The organism is uncultured Lactobacillus sp., from assembly GCF_947367125.1.
Classification (GTDB): Bacteria; Bacillota; Bacilli; order Lactobacillales; family Lactobacillaceae; genus Lactobacillus.
Window position 1 is genome coordinate 36829 of the sequence record NZ_CANBCQ010000003.1, and the last position, 16190, is coordinate 53018.

A 16190-nucleotide genomic window follows, 5' to 3' on the forward strand; every position below is an offset into this window, starting at 1 on the left:
TTTTATTATTTATTCAAATATTCCCGCAAAGATGGCAAAACTTTCTCCGCTTCAACTCGTCCGACCTCATACACCCGTTGTATTTCTTTTTTATCAGTTTCCAAAGTGCCAATTTCAAGCGAAAACGGTGGACGAATAACAAACGCCTTGCCAGCTTTTTCATCCTTCTCCATTTGGTCAAGTACTGCGTTATAATCTTCAGCTCTTGTGGATAACTTCTCTAGTACTGCTGGATATTCACGCAAAAACACTTTCTCTAGTGGATAAAGTTTACTCTGCTTCTTGCGGTAAGCTTTTGGCTGTGTCGTAATGACTACTTTTTTAGCACAATTTTTCTGCTTCAAAAAATCATACGGAATCGAATCAGATACACCACCATCAAAATAGTAATGTCCACGAATTGCCACTGGATGAGCAAAAAATGGAATCGACGATGACGCTCTGATCCATTCTAAATCGGCATAACCTGCATCATGCAATTGATGATAAACTGGCTCACCTGTTGCCGCATCGGTTGTCACACACCAGAATTCCATCGGATTGTTCATAAATTTTTCTTTATCAAAAACATCCAACTTATCAGGCAAAATATGGTAACAAAAGTTAGCAGCATACAAATTGCCAGAGCGCCGCCATGACTTCCAACTGGCATAATATGGTTTCCCTGCAAACCGCATGTTGTAGCGCAATACTCTTCCCTTTTGCTCCGACTTCAAGTTTACACCAAAGGCAGCACCGGCTGAAACGCCAATTGCTAAATCAAAAGTTACACCATTTTCTAAAAAGACATCAAGTACGCCCGCTGTAAACAATCCACGCATCGCACCGCCTTCAAGTACCAAGCCACTTTTCATATTTTCCTCCATCAAAAAAAGACCTATGCTTTTCACATAGGTCTAATTTATTCTTATTTTTTGATTACTTCAAGCCAGACCATTGCCATTCGGTTACCTCTGGCATATCTTTACCATTATCGCGAATGTATTGGTGGTGCTTTTCAAGCAAATCATCCATATGACTAATGAAGTCCGCATTCTTGCCCTTTAGCTTATCGATGCTTTCTACAGCATCCTTAGCCAAATCGAAGCGGTCAAGATGGTTCAAGACCCGCATATCAAATGGAGTAGTAATATCACCATTTTCTTCGTAGCAGTGAATATGAACATTGTAGCGCTTGCGAGCGAACCAAATTGATTCCATCATGCTCTTGTAGCCGTGCCATGCAAAGATTACTGGCACATTCTTAGGGAAGAGACGGTCGAATTCTTCAGTTGACAAGCCATTCTTGTTGTCCTTTGGATCCATTAGCTTCATGACATCAACTACATTAATGTAGCGAATCTTGAGGTCTGGGAATTGCTTATGCAAAATATCGATCGCTGCCAAAGTTTCAATCGTTGGTTCAGTTTCAGTTGAGGCAAAGACAATATCTGGCTTAGCGCCCTTGTCAGTTGAAGCCCAATCAATGTAGCTTAAGCCCTTGTCGACCAGCTTTTGAGCTTCTTCAATTGAGAACCATTGTGGACGAGGCTGCTTAGAAGTTACCAAAACATTGATGCATTCTCTATCTTTCAAAGCCTTGTCGCCAACTGCCAAAAGCGTATTAGTGTCTGATGGCAAGTACTCATGAACAAGGTCTGGACGATTCTTTTCGTATAAGTGAGTCAAGATGCCTGGATCTTGGTGAGTGTAACCATTGTGGTCTTGTTGGAAGACAGTTGAGGTTGCGACAAAGTTAAGTGATGGGTAGTCATGACGCCAGTATTGTTCCTTAGCTTTTCTTAACCACTTCATGTGTTGGGTAAGCATTGAATCAACTACACGACCAAAGGCTTCGTAAGTTGCGAAGAAGCCATGACGACCAGTCAAAACATAGCCTTCAAGGAAGCCTTCATCTTGGTGTTCTGATAATTGCGAGTCAATTACGCGGCCGCTTGGAGCCAAGTTTTCATCATTTGGCTCATGCACTTCTGGTTCCCATTGACGCTTTTGATCATCAAGCAATTGGAACAAACGGTTTGACTTGGATTCATCTGGACCAAAACCGCGGAAAGTAGTTGGGTTGAGCTTAGCTACTTCATCCAAGTACTTAGCCCATTCAACCATGTCTTGAGCTTCAACTGAACCCGGCTTGTCAAACTTCAAAGCAAACTTGCGGTAGTCTGGCAAGTTAAGGCGCTTAGGATCAAGACCACCGTTAGTAATTGGGTTCATCGCCATTCTGTGGTCGCCCTTAGCCGTGTTTTCAGTTACGATTTCCTTAGGTGAGCCATCTTCATTGAACAATTCTTCTGGCTTGTAGCTTTCAAGCCAATCAGTAAGCATATCAGCGTGTTCCATATCGCCTTGAGCTACTGGGATTGGGATTTGGTGAGCCCGGAATGAGTTTTCAATTGGGTTGCCATCAAGATCCTTCTTAGGACCAGTCCAGCCCTTAGGGCATTGGAAGATAATCATTGGCCAGTGTGGCAAAGTAGCGTCATTGTTTTCACGGGCATGCTTTTGAATAGCCTTAATTTCTTCAATGACTTCATCCATAGTCTTAGCCATTTCTTCGTGAACCTGCATTGGGTCCTTCTCACCGTCAAAACGGCCACCCTTAAAGACTGAAACAAAGTGTGGATCCCAACCCATGCCACGGAAGTATTCAGTCAATTCTTCATCACTCATACGGGAAACAATGGTTGGGTTAGAAATCTTGAAACCATTAATTTGCAAGATTGGCAAAACTGCACCATCTTTGATTGGGTTAATGAACTTGTCGCTAAACCATGAAGCAGCTAATGGACCAGTTTCAGCTTCACCATCACCAATTTCAACAGCGGCAATCACATCTGGATTGTCCAAAACAGCACCAGTACCGTGTGAAAGCGAATAGCCTAATTCCCCACCTTCATGAATTGAACCGGGGGTTTCAGGAGCAGCATGAGATGCCACACCGCCTGGAAAACTAAAACGTTTAAAGAGCTTAGCCATGCCATTTTCATCTTGGGTAATCTCTGGGTAACGCTCAGTATATGAACCATCAAGGTAAGAGTTAGAAACCATTACCTGACCACCGTGACCTGAACCTTCAATATAGAACATGTTCAAATCATACTTCTTCAATACTCTATTCAAGTGAGCATAGATAAAGTTTTGTGGTGCAATGGTGCCCCAGTGACCAATTGGCTTTGGCTTAACATCTTCTGCCACCAATGGAGTTTTAAGAAGAGGATTCTTCATTAAAAACAATTGGCCAACAGATAAGTAGTTGGCTGCGCGCCAATATGCATCAACGCTCTTAAGGTAATCCTTTGAATCGTAATTAACTGCCATCATTATTCTCCTTTAAGCAATTAAGTTTGCTCTTTTATTTGTTCTTTTGTTTACACCTATATGATACCAAATTATTTTAAAAGTTCAACATATTTAATAATTGGGTCCTACCAATTATGGATAAGTATTTATCTTAATCATTGCATCCCTTCATTGCTGCTATATCAGCATTTTGTAGCTTTTGCATCAGTATTTCACTCATTAAATACCGAAAAATACTGATAAATAAATGCAAAACGCTGATAAAATAAATACATAATTATTTATTCATGTTAGATTACTGAATGGAGAGCATGAGATGACCCAAGAAGAAAGATTAACGCAAATCAAACAGTTACTAAAAGAAAAGCACCAGCTTTCAACTCGGCAGATCGCTAATCACTTTCATGTATCTTTTGATACAGCCCGGCGAGATGTGATTTATCTGACAGAAACCGGTCAAGCAATTCGTGTTCATGGCGGTTTGATGGAAATCAATCGCAATAGCATTCCTGACTTTTTAGCTAGAAACCAGGTTCAATCGCCGATCAAAATGAAAATGGCCCGGATGGCAAAAAGATTTGTTCATCCTGGTCATTGCGATTTTATCGGATCATCAACTACCTTGAAGCGACTTTGTCCGCTGCTTAATGGCATGGATATGCAAATTGTAACTAACTCAATCGACAACGCATTAAACTTATTAACCACAGAAATTCCATCAGTTAGATTATTGGGTGGCACTATTAATAAACAGCAACGCTTCATCTCCTCTGAAGCCGCACTTGAAACGCTACGCAAGATTCATTTTAATACCGCATTTATTGGGGCCGGCTGTGTTAGAAAAGATGGGGTTTACACCCCAAGTATGGCAGATTCTAAGGTAGTTGAAACTGCTGCTAGTCGTGCTAATCAAGTTGTGTTAGTTGCCGAAAAGTTTAAATTTGCCAACCTATCTTCCTCCCCGTACATGTCTGTTTCTCTCAATCAGATCGATGTCCTAATTACGGACACCCCATTACCTCAAGAATTAAAGCAATACTTTAATCCTAAAACGCAAATTATATCTGTACTAAAGGAGTGATAGTTATGTTCAGTCTCTTTACCCCAAAGAAGCAAAACGAAAGTCGCGAAGTATATCATGATTTGAAGCAATTCTATAATAGTTTTTTTAGCGATATCTACAATGAAATGAACATCGGTCGTTACCGGCAAATTCGTGATGTGATTGGACTTGTTCTTAATAAGTTTGACAGTAACGACCATCCTCTTGAATATACTAGTAAATTAGTCATGTACATTCAGGCTAGAATTGCGATGAATCACCTTCACTTAACCCGCGAGCAGCAAGACTTAATGAAAAAACTAAGTGATGCTACTAAATATGTAAATCTTTCTTATGTTTATTTAAGCCCCATCACTTCAGCAGAACAATTTATTAATGTTTAAGGAAATTTGTATTGCTCTAGATGAAAAAATTAATCTGAAAAGGCCGAGCAGATGATTTACTCGGCCTTTTTGTGTCATAATTATATAAAAGAAAGATATAGATTTTTACGAGGACATTTTTAATGAATAAATTACCCTTCAAAGTTGTTGCCGTTGACATGGACGGCACCTTTATGCGTGATAATCAGACTTTTGATCACAAACGCTTTAATCGCATCTTAACCCAGCTACACCAAAACGGTGTCCACTTCATCGTTTCCAGTGGTCGACCTTACACTCGTTTGCGCAAAGACTTCGCTGGCTTTCTAGATCGGATTGATATGATTGCTGACAATGGCTCACTTTTACTCCAAGATGATAAAATTATCAGCACTCATCTGCTTACTCCTCAAATCACACTTAAACTAATTAATTTTATTGAGGAACATTATCCTAATAGTTCAGTCATCGTTACGGGAATTAATAATTCTTATACCACCATTGATGCTTCGCCTAATTTTAAGCAAACGATGAATTTTTATTATCCTGATCGAGTTGAAGTGACCGATCTAGCAAAGGCGATTAACCCACATGATCAAATAACTAAAATCACTTTGAGTTACCAGCATGACTTTTCTGCTGAATTTGAAGAAAGATTTAACCAAACTCATGCAGAAAAAATTCACTGTACCTCTAGCGGATTTGGGTTACTAGATATTGTCCCATATAGTGTTAACAAGGGGGCCGCATTAAAATACTTCTTACGCTACTTCAATATTCAACCAGAAGAACTGCTTGCTTTTGGTGATGGGATGAATGATACTGAAATGTTAAAATTAGCCGGTTATAGTTATGCAATGGCTAACGCGGAAGATCAAGTTAAGCAAATTGCTAAGTATGAAGCGCCAAGCAACAATGATGATGGTGTTTTAGAAGTGCTTGATTCATATTTAGCCAAGATAAAGAAATAATATTATAGATAAAACAAAAGTAAGCGAGTTACCTAAAAACTCGCCTACTTTTTTCTACCCTAAGTCAAGTATTATCAGTAACTTAAGTAGAAAAGTTTTATTTACCTAAATTAACAAAACTATTGAAATTCATATAGTGATAATGCACACGCATGTTCGATAATTCAAACGGTGTCCCATCATCTAAAAAGAAAATTCCTTCCATCACACCTACTGGTCCGTTAGGTTTAAGATGCATTTCTTCCTGATCCTCTTCATTTGATGGCTCAACCGTAATGTTTAAAAATGCCTTGGTTACTGTTTTACTTTGCTCATCCTCTAAATAATTAAAGAGTGATTTTTGCAAAGTTTCTGGCTTAAGTTCCGGCATAATCTTGATTGGCAAATAGCCCGTTTCAATCAAAAATGGCTGTTCATCAAGTAGCCGCAAACGCTTGAACTCATACACAAAATCATTTTCACTTAAAAATAAGTCTTCCGCAATTTCCTTAGTAGCTTTAATCACATGAAAATCAAGCAACTTAATTCTTTGTGTTTTGCCAGGCACCTTAAAGGAATCAGTAATCCCTAAATTAGACCCATCATAGCGAAACATTGCTTGATTACGCAAATACAACGGATTAATGAAAGTACCGCTGCCTCTTTTTTTAAAAACTATTCCTTGTTGCGCCAACAACTCTAAGGCCCGCTTCATCGAGGAACGACTTACTTGATAATGCTCTGCCAGACTGCGTTCATCAGGCAGTCGCATCCCCTCATATTGATTATTCAAAATATTCTGCTTAATGTCATGCATGACTGTCCGATAAACATAATCTGCCATTATTCTCGCCCTTGTTCTGCCCTTTTAATACTATCAATAAACCAAGCCGCAAACTTGTCCAAATCAACGTCAGTGGCAATTTCCGCATTTGCATCTGCTTGATTCATAAAATCAATTACACTAGCACCATAAGTAAATTGACCGCGCAATTCAATTTCGACATTAGCTTTTTTCATCGTAAACATCTCTGGATGAAGCAAAATGCCGACTGCCGTTGGATCATAAATCTTGATCCGTGGATCGCCATCTGGTTCACGAATATTTGAAAATAGCGAATATAGCATATTACCAACTGCGCCACATTCTTTAACTCTTTTCATTTGATCAGGCAATAAATGTGCCTTATTACCTATTTCAAGTGGAGCTACTTTAATTGGCAAACCGCTATGAAAGACAACTTGGGCAGCTTCCGGATCACCCGCAATATTATATTCTGCAAGCGGACTATGGTTACCGCGACCAATATTGCCACCCATTATCACAATTTGTTCAATATTTTGCTTTACTTCTGGATATTGCTTAAACAGTAAAGCAAAATCTGTCAGTGGCCCAATGCCCATTAAAGTTACTTTGGCTGGACTATTTTTTATTTCTTCAGCCATCACCGTTGCAGCTAAACCAGGCTTGATCAAACTACGATCTGCCTTTTCAAAATCAAAACCGGCGATTCCCGTCTTGCCGTGAACTGAAGCAGCAGAGATCATTGGTGCAACTAAAGGCTGGTTTGCCCCTACTACTACTGGAACTTTAGTATGTAAAAACTTTTCCAAATTCAAAGTGTTTTGCAAAGTATATTCAAGTGCTACATTACCCCAAGTTGGTACAATCATTCGTACATCTAATTCTTGAGCAAATAGACTGATTGTCATTGCTGCAATATCATCAATACCAGGATCAGTACTAATAATTAAAGGTTTCTTGTTCATAAATCTACCTCATTCTAAGCGTGTTAATTACCTTAATGATACAAAAACCGAACCAATAATTAAAGTGGTTCGGTTTATTACAGAAAAATACAATAATTTTTAAATGCTACTAATCTCTATTCTTCGTCCTTAGGTTTAATTCGTTTAATATGATCATATTTCCGATCGCCTAATACTAACGGAACACGCTCTACTACCGTGTCAGCATACTCTAAACCAAACCAAGAGGCTGGATTAGAAGATAAATTCTGTAGCCATACTCGTGCTTCTACCATAAATTTCTCATAGGTAGTTAGCTTAGTTAACGGACTAATTACGTCATTTACGATAACAAAAGAAAAATCACCTACGTCTCTACCTGGAGTAGTCGTAAATCTTTGCGGCTGTGCTTCGATTGTACCATCCGCAATTAAATCATGCACAATTTGTCTCAAATAAATATTGACGCTAGTTTGCTTCCTAAAGCCTAGATACAATTGAACATTAATTACATTTTTAGTTCCATAAGTATTAACTGCATATTCTGCAGTATATGGTTCATTAGTTACGTTAACTGTCACAAACCAATAGGCTTTAGCTCGCTTAGGTCTTTTATCCAAAATCGAATAAAGCATTTCACGCTTAATGAATTTATTATATTTTACTTTAGCCATATATACTAAATTCGTTGCATAAACCGGATAATCTTCGCAATGACTTAATTCCGTCAACATATTGGTATATTCGTCTAAACGTACATAGGCATTCTTTTCTTCTCGCTTATCACGAATTTTATTACCATAGAACCAAATATACATAATTGCTAGAATAAAGCCAGCAATCAAGACAGTAACATAACCACCATGTAAGAACTTAGTCAAACTAGAGAATAAGAACATCCCTTCAATAAAGGCAAATATTACTAAGAAAAGCCAACGTAGCAGTAACGAAGTTCTCTTTTTGCCTAAATATTCGAACAATAAAATCGTAGTCATCAGCATAGTTACCGTGATCGCTAATCCATATGCAGCTTCCATATGATGAGAGGTTCTAAATAAGAAGACGATCACTACTGTGATGATACAAATCATTTTATTAATGGAAGGAATATAGATTTGTCCTTTTTCATTAGAAGGATAAATAATATTCATTCTTGGTAAAAACTTTAAACTACTTGCCTCAGCAACTAAAGTAAAAGAACCTGTAATTAACGCTTGTGAAGCAATAATAGCTGCAATAGTAGCTAAAGCAATTGCAAATAAACGCCAGCTGCTAGGTACTGCTTCAAAAAATGGATTGAAATCACCATTACCCGCATGATAATTAGCATTGTGTAAAATCCAGACGCCTTGCCCTAAGTAGTTTAAAATTAAGCAAACAAACACATAAGGCCAAGAGCCCATAATATTACTTTTCCCGACATGTCCGACATCTGAATAAAGAGCTTCAGCACCAGTAGTTGCCAAGAAAATTGAACCTAAAATCAAAATGCCAACTTTATTAGCAGGACTAAATAAAATACGCAAAGCATGAATTGGATTGATTGCATCAAGCAGACTCCAATCATGGCTTAAGTTTATAAGTCCAATAAGCCCTAAAAAAGTAAACCAAATGAGCATGATTGGACCAAATGCTTTACCAATCACACTCGTTCCCATTCTTTGAATTGAAAATAGTAAAACCAGGATAACAATAGTAATCAAGATAACCATATCTTGCGACGAAACTGGAATTACATCACCAAAGCGCATATTTTTCAATCCTTCAATTGAAGTTGTAACAGTCACAGCTGGAGTCAATGTCCCATCAGCTAGCAACGCTGCTCCACCAATTAAAGCTGGGATAACTAGCCATTTGGCTCTCTTTCTAACCAATGCATAAAGAGAGAAGATCCCTCCTTCACCATGATTAGTCGCCTTCAAGGCAATTATCACATATTTGACCGTTGTCAATAATGTAACAGTCCAAAAAATCAACGAAATGGAGCCAACAATTAGTTCACGGTTAACATTACTAATCCCCCCATTTTCAGTCACAATCGACTTCATAACATACAAAGGACTAGTTCCAATATCACCATAGACAATGCCGATGGCAATTAATAGACCAGCAAAAGTCATCTTTTGCTTACCCGATATTTTATTCATAAGTTTTTATCCTCTATCTCACTTAAAAATTTAAATTTTAACTAGTATAGATAAAGACTAGATTTTTTGCAATAAAAATATATTTTTTTGTGCAAATAAAAAAGGAGATCATCTCCTTTTTTGTCACTTAGTTTACTTTTTCTTCAATTGTTCCATCGCTATGGGCGATAATTACCTCATCACACATATCTAAGAACAACCCATGTTCAACCACGCCAACCGTATGATCAAGATAGTCAGCTAAACCATGTGGAGCTGGCACTGGATCAGCAGCTAGATCAATAATGTAATTGCCGTAATGTGTCACATAACGTTGATCGCCATTCATGCGCCATTGTGGCTTCAACCCTTCTTGTTCAAAACGCTTAAAGTTTTGTTCACATGAAATTGGCAAAACTTCAACTGGCAAAGGGAAGCCACTTAAGCGATGTACAAGTTTGGATTCATCAACAATCCAGATAATCTTTTTAGAATTGATCGCAACATTTTTCTCTAAAGTTAAGGCGCCGCCACCACCTTTGATTCCGTCTAAATTATCGGCAACACGATCGGCACCATCAACGGTTAAATCAGCTTGATCAATCTCAGCTAATTCACTTACTTTAAAGCCTAAGCTTTCAAGTTGCTTCTTGCTCCGGTTACTAGTAGTGACGATTGCTTTTAACTGCAATCCTTCTTCATTCTTACGTTTACCTAGAGCAGCAATAAAGAAAGCAACGGTTGATCCAGTCCCTACACCTAAAACCATGCCAGACTTAACCATCGCAGCGGCTTTTTCAGCGGCTTCTTTTTTTAAATGGTCTTGTTCTTTTTTATCCATAGTTATTCCTCCATTGCTTGTTTAACTTCCTGTTCAGTCGGAATTGAAGGTTGAGCTCCTAAGCGTTGCACGGCAATTGATGATGCACGGCTAGCAATTTGAGCAGCTTCTTTAAAGTTAGACAAATCATCATTTAAATTACTTGCTAAATAACCAATAAAAGTATCACCAGCACCAGTAGTATCAGCTGCTTCTACTTTATAAGCTGGAACTAGTTCTTCAACATCGGGAGTTGAAATATATGCACCCTTATCACCATATGTAATGACCACATTCTTAATACCAAGCAAGTGCAACTTTTCTGCATTCGTAGCCAAACTTGATTTATCTTTAATCGGGATGCCGGTAAGCTTTGCACTTTCAGTTTCATTTGGCGTAATAATATCAGTATATTGCAAAAGTTCCTTGGGAATTTTGTCAATTGCAGGAGCAGGATTTAAGATCGTAACCTTCTTAGCCTTTTTAGCAATCTTAAAGGCTTCTAGGGTCACTTCGAGCGGCGTTTCAAATTGTGCAATAACGCAATCCCAACTTTGAATCAAATCACTTGCAGCCCGAATGTCCTCAATTGTTAATTCATAATTAGCACCATGGTCAATAATGATGTCATTTTGCCCAGCTTCATTCAAAGTAATATAAGCATGACCAGTCTTAGCTCCCATCGTGGTTTGAACATAGGTTGTATCTACACCATAGCTCTTTAATTGGTGGGTAATGAAATTACCTTCACTATCTTCACCAACCCGATTAATAAAGTAAGTTTCTGCCCCACTTTTAGCTGCAGCAATTGCCTGATTGGCGCCCTTGCCACCACCAGAAGTAGTGATTTCAAGTGCATTAATTGTTTCACCAGGTTGGGGAAAATCTTTGACATGTAATGTCGTATCAACATTACTTGAACCAATAACTACAATTTTCTTCATTTTTGCATCCCTCTTCTAAAACCGAAATTATTCACTATAATTATATCAAAAAAACGTATTCAAAATATTGAACACGCTTTTTTGAAACTCTAATGTAAAATACCGCCGTTAACGAAACCTTTCAATCGCTCTGCTTCCCATTTCAAAGTATCAGCATCATCAACCTGTGAAATTTTATAGCCAACAAAATATGGCGAAGCATAGAAACGAGGAATAATTTTGCAGCAGGTCCCCTGCCCCTTATTAATCGGGTAAAAGAATAAGTTGTAAGAATCCACCCCGTGTGACAAAACTGAGCGGACATATTGGGTTCCTTTTTGAATCAAATCAGCCCAAGTATCGAGATTAGTATTGTCATGCGTTAAGATATTAACTTCTTGATAACCTTGAACGGGACGAGCCGACAAGTTCATTTCTACTGAACCAGAACGACCAACTTCAAAACCCTTAAAATTATCAGCCCCAATATCCTGATAGCCATCTTTATGATAGAGACCAACAATCTGCATATGCGGGTGAGTCAAAGAACCATCGGATTTCGGACCAAAGTTTTTGTACCAAAGCACACTCTTATAACGACCTGACTTATTCATCTTTTGAAAGCATTTAAGTCCGAACTTCATTAATTTTTGGTTATCTTCGCGCGTATAAGTCGAAATATCACCTTGGTGGTCACTTGATTCAATTAAAATCGTCTGATCAGTATCCTGCAAAGTCGGATACTTGTTTTTCAGCCAAATCTTATCGCCATCCTTTTCATAAATATTAACTAAATGTTGCACATCGCAGAAGGGACAACCAGCACCTTGGTTCCCTTGGCGATTACCATAATCATAGTCGTATGGCTTACGCTTACCGATTGAATATTCATATACCAAAGGATTTCTATCCATATTTTTTCTCCCGTTAACTCAAAATATCATACAGTTACTCACATTTTAACAATTTTGCTAGTTAATTGTGAACATTTTTGTTCATAAAACTATCAATAGTACGTCTATCTATGATAAACTACCTTTGTAAATAAAATGCATGATATACATAAGAGGGAGAATCATGAAATTCTACAAAAAATTAGCACTTACTGGTGCTGCAGCCCTTGCTTTAATCGGCTTGAGCGCATGTTCAAATAATAATTCTAGTTCATCTTCTTCATCTAAGAAGATTCCAACTAAGATTAACAAGAAAACCACTGTTACCTTCTGGTACTCACTAACTGGTAACGCCCAAAGCAGCTTACAAAAGTTGACTAAAGATTTTGAGAAAAAGAATCCTAACATTATCATTAAATTGCAAAGCCAAGGTGGTAACTATTCTGATTTACAATCTAAGCTTGTTTCAGGACTTCAATCACCAAAAGACTTGCCAACAATTACCCAAGCTTATCCAGGCTGGCTTTATAATGCTGCTAAGAATAATATGCTGGTTAACTTAACCCCATATGTTAAGAATTCTGAAATTGGCTGGGGTTCATATGCTAAGAGTGGCATTAAGCAGGCCCTTTGGGATGGTGCCAACATTAACGGCAAGCAGTATGGTGTCCCATTTAACAAATCAGTTGAAGTTCTTTTCTACAATAAAACTTTGCTTGATAAATATGGCGTTAAGGTTCCAACTAATATGAGTGAGCTTGCTTCAGTATCTGCTAAGATCTACCGTGAAAGTCACCACAAGGTACGCGGTGTCAGCTTTGATGCACTTAACAACTACTACATGATGCAAATGAAGGAAACTTACGGTAAAGACTTCAACAAGAACTTGAACTTTGCTGCTAAGGATTCAGTCAAGGCTATTAACTACTATGCAGACGGTGTTAAGGCTGGCTACTTCATGCAAGCTGGTACTGAAAAATACATGTCTACCCCATTCAACAATGGCCGCGTAGCTATGTTCATCGGTTCAACTGCCAATGAAGCTTACCTTAAGCAAGGACTTAAGAAGGGCTACACTTACGGCGTAGCTGCTCGTCCAAGTACAATGAATGTCCAACAAGGTACTGATATCTACATGTTCAAAAAAGCAACCGCAATGCAAAAATCAGCTGCCTTTAAGTACCTTAAGTTCTTAACTTCTAAGTCATCACAACTTTACTGGGCTAAGCAAACTGGTTATATGCCAGTTAACACAGCAGCTATCAATGATACGACTTATCAAGCTGCTAAGAACAGCAAGATCCCAGCAATTATTGCTAAGACTTCTAAGAATCTCTACTTCTTGCCAGTAACCAAGAATGCTACTGCCGCTTATGACCAAGTTAATGCAAATATGCAAACTATTTTGGCTAAGGCATCTAAGAAGCAATCATGGACTAGTGATATCAAGACTGGTAAAAATAAGCTTGATGCTGCTTGGAAGCAATAATTTAAAATTTTATGCCAACCAAAAAGAAGTTCGATTGCGAACTTCTTTTTTGGTTTAATCATTTACTAGAAATGGATATTGAATTTGATCATTATCGGTTACATTCAACTTATAACGGGCCCGATACAAAGCTTTTTCCACAGCTAATTGCCCAGCTGTAGTTGCCATTGCAATTGAATATGATTTATGTGGCGAATTAATCAAAATCTGACTAATTGAGTGTTTAATATATGATTGAATCAAGATAACATAATTTGATTCCTTACATGCCCGCAAAACATTTGAAGCTTGCTTCATTTCAATGATTCTAGCTACCCCATTATGAGCTTCAATTACTTTTGCTAAATTAGAAGTTAAGCTCTTATCACCGACAACGACAGTAACTCTCTTTTTATCAAGATCAAAATCAATGCGTGAAGTATACTCTTCACTTTGCTTTTCAGTTGACTGCTTTTCCTTTTTCTCCAGCTGATGCAATAACGATTTATGTTTGCCCTTTGTTTTATGCTTTACTGGACTTTTAGTCTTATTTACTGTCTCTTTTTCAGGGATGGTAACTTCTTCTTCAGCGTAACGCCATCTAATTCTGATAAAAGATGGATCACTTGCCCGCCAAACAACACTAATCAGATCATTTTCATGCAAATTAAAGTGGCTAATAGTATTTAAATCAAGATATAAAATTGCTTTTTCTGGATTTACTTGCCCCAAACTCTTGCCATTAGAATCTTTCTTAATATAGAGACCAAAAGAATCCTTATGAATTACAGCTGGACCAAATTCGATGATTTCTTCACCTGGAGCAAAGGGTTCAGGATGATGTTCGACCTTAATAATTGGCCGATTGCCACTATCATTTAAATGATCTAGCAAGGTAACTGTATCGCCATTTTCTAGCTTTTCAATTCGTGTTAAATGCTCATTGAAATATTGCACAGAATGACCATTTTCATCCACTGCCTCAGACCCTAATAATTTACGCCTAATTTGATATTGTTTTTCTTCAGGCTCAGCCACTGGAATTATCTTTTTGACCATTGGCTTAGGAAGTGGCGTTACGGCTGCATATTTATTTTTATTCTTTAACACTGTTGGGCTTAATGCCTTAGCTGCAGTTTCTTTAGCCTTTTCTTTTGCTGGGACCTTTTCTTCATGCTCATTTTCTACATTATCAACTGATTTTTCATCATTTTTAGAATTAGTAGCTATTTCATTCTTTTCAGCTTTTAACTCCCGCTTCTCTTCACCATGTGGCGGATTTCCTAAAACGGCTTGATTATATATTTTACTAATAATTTTCAAAGCAATCATCGACTGATTCAATGATTGGAGATCATCACCTGTAGCCTGCATTAATTCAATAATATCTTTTCTGTAATCAATCTTCATATATTTTCCTTCTTATCTTTAAATATGACCATTATACAAAAAAATTTAATGTTAATCTAATTCTTTATTGACACTTATATTATTTTTCTTTCAAAGCATTTATCAATTAATTTCCACTCAAAAAAAGCAGATCGTCCATTTAGTGGCATGAACGATTTGCTTTTTTATTTTATCTATCTTTATTTTTTCGCATTTCGCCTTCAAAAAGAGCTGCTAATTTGGCTAAACTCTTATGATCAGGATAACGCTGAACTAACTGTTCAATTTTAGTAGTGGCTAATTTTTTTACTTCTTCAGCTGAACCCATTTTTTCCAAAAAATCTGCGAGATCTCCTGAACGGGCCAACAGTTTGCGTTCGCTTCTGCTTTCTGCCAAAAATGCTTGGTCAATCTTACGTAACTTTAGACTACCATCAGCATTAAAATGATATCCACCCCACATATGCTGCTTAATCGGTTGCATCGGTTCACTATCAACGTAACATAATTTTCCTACCATGTGATGCGTCTCTGTAATCCCTAACGTAACTGGATCATAAATATCAACATAATTAAAAATTTTTTCTCGCATTTTAGCTACCCGGCGCCGTTCAATTGGCGTCAGCAATAGCCAAATATTGGTTCCCTCATACAAATAAGCAGCTGCAATTGCTTCTGGATGATGGCAATTAGCCAAGGCAAACTGAGCATTAATTGATCCCAAGGAATGACCATAAAGATAAATTGGCCTGCCTTTAAACTGATTAATCGTCTGATTCAATAAGTGAGCCGCCGATTTTAATTGACTAGGAATTGCCCGCTTTTGCGCAAGCAGTGCCTTCAAAATTGGTAAATTAGTTCTAATCCATTCATCACGCCAAGTTTGTGGCGTACCTTTTTTAAAACCATATGAGCCCTTAAATAAAATGGTGATTTCATTCGGGTTCGAAATAACAAAAGCACGCATCCCATCCTCGGCATAAACACTGCGACAAACAGTACCAAGATGATACTGACCTATTTTAACACTATCACCTAGTTGCAATTCTTCATAGGACTTTTTAGTTAATTCAACTCGTTCACGATCGGTTAACTGTGCATTTACACTCATAATTTTCCTTAAATAAAAAACTAACTCTTACTACTA

At 37.7% G+C, this 16190-nt stretch carries 14 protein-coding genes; 4 read left to right on the forward strand and 10 right to left on the reverse strand.

The genetic code is table 11. The annotated features are described in order from the left end of the window. Positions 1 to 5: 5 nt before the first annotated feature. Together Q0Y84_RS01680 and Q0Y84_RS01685 are read right to left on the reverse strand one after the other, a co-directional pair. Entirely contained in the window at positions 6 to 854 is an 849-nt protein-coding gene (locus Q0Y84_RS01680) for a patatin family protein (protein ID WP_297950221.1), read from the reverse strand. Positions 855 to 918: 64 nt separating this feature from the next. After that, on the reverse strand, positions 919 to 3318 hold the full coding sequence (locus Q0Y84_RS01685) for a phosphoketolase family protein (RefSeq protein ID WP_297950236.1): 2400 nt from the start codon (positions 3316 to 3318) through the stop codon (positions 919 to 921). A 298-nt stretch (positions 3319 to 3616) separates the two neighbouring features. Here Q0Y84_RS01685 and Q0Y84_RS01690 point away from each other — a divergent pair, with 298 nt between their 5' ends. The 3 genes from Q0Y84_RS01690 to Q0Y84_RS01700 all read left to right on the forward strand — a co-directional run bounded on the left by Q0Y84_RS01690 (position 3617) and on the right by Q0Y84_RS01700 (position 5696). After that, positions 3617 to 4381, forward strand: a complete 765-nt coding sequence (locus Q0Y84_RS01690) for a DeoR/GlpR family DNA-binding transcription regulator (protein ID WP_297950238.1) — start codon at positions 3617 to 3619, stop codon at positions 4379 to 4381. A 5-nt stretch (positions 4382 to 4386) separates the two neighbouring features. Then, the gene (locus Q0Y84_RS01695; RefSeq protein WP_297950241.1) at positions 4387 to 4746 is read left to right on the forward strand and encodes a bacteriocin immunity protein; all 360 of its coding nucleotides are present in this window, start codon (positions 4387 to 4389) and stop codon (positions 4744 to 4746) included. Positions 4747 to 4868: 122 nt separating this feature from the next. After that, the gene (locus tag Q0Y84_RS01700; RefSeq protein ID WP_297950244.1) at positions 4869 to 5696 is read left to right on the forward strand and encodes a Cof-type HAD-IIB family hydrolase; all 828 of its coding nucleotides are present in this window, start codon (positions 4869 to 4871) and stop codon (positions 5694 to 5696) included. 97 nt (positions 5697 to 5793) lie between these two features. Here Q0Y84_RS01700 and Q0Y84_RS01705 read toward each other — a convergent pair whose 3' ends face one another. From Q0Y84_RS01705 to Q0Y84_RS01730, 6 genes are all read right to left on the reverse strand, one after another. Then, positions 5794 to 6519 (reverse strand): GntR family transcriptional regulator, encoded by a 726-nt coding sequence (locus tag Q0Y84_RS01705; protein ID WP_297950247.1) that lies wholly within the window; start codon positions 6517 to 6519, stop codon positions 5794 to 5796. Next, a complete protein-coding gene (locus tag Q0Y84_RS01710; protein ID WP_297950249.1) occupies positions 6519 to 7445 on the reverse strand; it encodes a nucleoside hydrolase in 927 nt (308 codons plus the stop codon). Before Q0Y84_RS01710 ends, Q0Y84_RS01705 begins: the two co-directional genes overlap by 1 nt. Positions 7446 to 7561: 116 nt before the next feature. Continuing rightward, positions 7562 to 9571 carry a KUP/HAK/KT family potassium transporter gene (locus Q0Y84_RS01715; RefSeq protein WP_297950251.1) on the reverse strand — a complete coding sequence of 670 codons (2010 nt, stop codon included), beginning with the start codon at positions 9569 to 9571 and terminating at the stop codon, positions 7562 to 7564. 127 nt (positions 9572 to 9698) lie between these two features. Then, positions 9699 to 10391, reverse strand: a complete 693-nt coding sequence (gene rpiA, locus Q0Y84_RS01720; RefSeq protein WP_297950253.1) for a ribose-5-phosphate isomerase RpiA — start codon at positions 10389 to 10391, stop codon at positions 9699 to 9701. A 2-nt stretch (positions 10392 to 10393) separates the two neighbouring features. Then, positions 10394 to 11314, reverse strand: a complete 921-nt coding sequence (gene rbsK / locus Q0Y84_RS01725; RefSeq protein WP_297950255.1) for a ribokinase — start codon at positions 11312 to 11314, stop codon at positions 10394 to 10396. A gap of 89 nt (positions 11315 to 11403) precedes the next feature. Next, the gene (locus tag Q0Y84_RS01730; protein ID WP_297950257.1) at positions 11404 to 12207 is read right to left on the reverse strand and encodes a DUF4931 domain-containing protein; all 804 of its coding nucleotides are present in this window, start codon (positions 12205 to 12207) and stop codon (positions 11404 to 11406) included. A 163-nt stretch (positions 12208 to 12370) separates the two neighbouring features. On the opposite strand from Q0Y84_RS01730, the gene Q0Y84_RS01735 reads away from it, so the two are divergent. Continuing rightward, entirely contained in the window at positions 12371 to 13675 is a 1305-nt protein-coding gene (locus tag Q0Y84_RS01735; protein WP_297950259.1) for an extracellular solute-binding protein, read from the forward strand. Positions 13676 to 13729: 54 nt separating this feature from the next. Here the strand turns inward: Q0Y84_RS01735 and Q0Y84_RS01740 are convergent, their stop codons facing one another. Both Q0Y84_RS01740 and Q0Y84_RS01745 read right to left on the reverse strand, forming a co-directional pair. Beyond that, complete coding sequence (locus Q0Y84_RS01740; protein WP_297950261.1) at positions 13730 to 15064, reverse strand: hypothetical protein; 1335 nt, start codon at positions 15062 to 15064, stop codon at positions 13730 to 13732. A 169-nt stretch (positions 15065 to 15233) separates the two neighbouring features. Next, positions 15234 to 16154, reverse strand: a complete 921-nt coding sequence (locus Q0Y84_RS01745) for a hypothetical protein (RefSeq protein WP_297950263.1) — start codon at positions 16152 to 16154, stop codon at positions 15234 to 15236. Positions 16155 to 16190: the final 36 nt, after the last annotated feature.

Excerpts from the sequence above, each read along its gene's own strand:
- Q0Y84_RS01680 (WP_297950221.1), bottom strand. The coding sequence starts at position 854 with ATGAAAAGTGGCTTGGTACTTGAAGGCGGTGCGATGCGTGGATTGTTT.
- Q0Y84_RS01685 (WP_297950236.1), bottom strand. The coding sequence starts at position 3,318 with ATGGCAGTTAATTACGATTCAAAGGATTACCTTAAGAGCGTTGATGCA.
- Q0Y84_RS01690 (WP_297950238.1), top strand. The coding sequence starts at position 3,617 with ATGACCCAAGAAGAAAGATTAACGCAAATCAAACAGTTACTAAAAGAA.
- Q0Y84_RS01695 (WP_297950241.1), top strand. The coding sequence starts at position 4,387 with ATGTTCAGTCTCTTTACCCCAAAGAAGCAAAACGAAAGTCGCGAAGTA.
- Q0Y84_RS01700 (WP_297950244.1), top strand. The coding sequence starts at position 4,869 with ATGAATAAATTACCCTTCAAAGTTGTTGCCGTTGACATGGACGGCACC.
- Q0Y84_RS01705 (WP_297950247.1), bottom strand. The coding sequence starts at position 6,519 with ATGGCAGATTATGTTTATCGGACAGTCATGCATGACATTAAGCAGAAT.
- Q0Y84_RS01710 (WP_297950249.1), bottom strand. The coding sequence starts at position 7,445 with ATGAACAAGAAACCTTTAATTATTAGTACTGATCCTGGTATTGATGAT.
- Q0Y84_RS01715 (WP_297950251.1), bottom strand. The coding sequence starts at position 9,571 with ATGAATAAAATATCGGGTAAGCAAAAGATGACTTTTGCTGGTCTATTA.
- rpiA (WP_297950253.1), bottom strand. The coding sequence starts at position 10,391 with ATGGATAAAAAAGAACAAGACCATTTAAAAAAAGAAGCCGCTGAAAAA.
- rbsK (WP_297950255.1), bottom strand. The coding sequence starts at position 11,314 with ATGAAGAAAATTGTAGTTATTGGTTCAAGTAATGTTGATACGACATTA.
- Q0Y84_RS01730 (WP_297950257.1), bottom strand. The coding sequence starts at position 12,207 with ATGGATAGAAATCCTTTGGTATATGAATATTCAATCGGTAAGCGTAAG.
- Q0Y84_RS01735 (WP_297950259.1), top strand. The coding sequence starts at position 12,371 with ATGAAATTCTACAAAAAATTAGCACTTACTGGTGCTGCAGCCCTTGCT.
- Q0Y84_RS01740 (WP_297950261.1), bottom strand. The coding sequence starts at position 15,064 with ATGAAGATTGATTACAGAAAAGATATTATTGAATTAATGCAGGCTACA.
- Q0Y84_RS01745 (WP_297950263.1), bottom strand. The coding sequence starts at position 16,154 with ATGAGTGTAAATGCACAGTTAACCGATCGTGAACGAGTTGAATTAACT.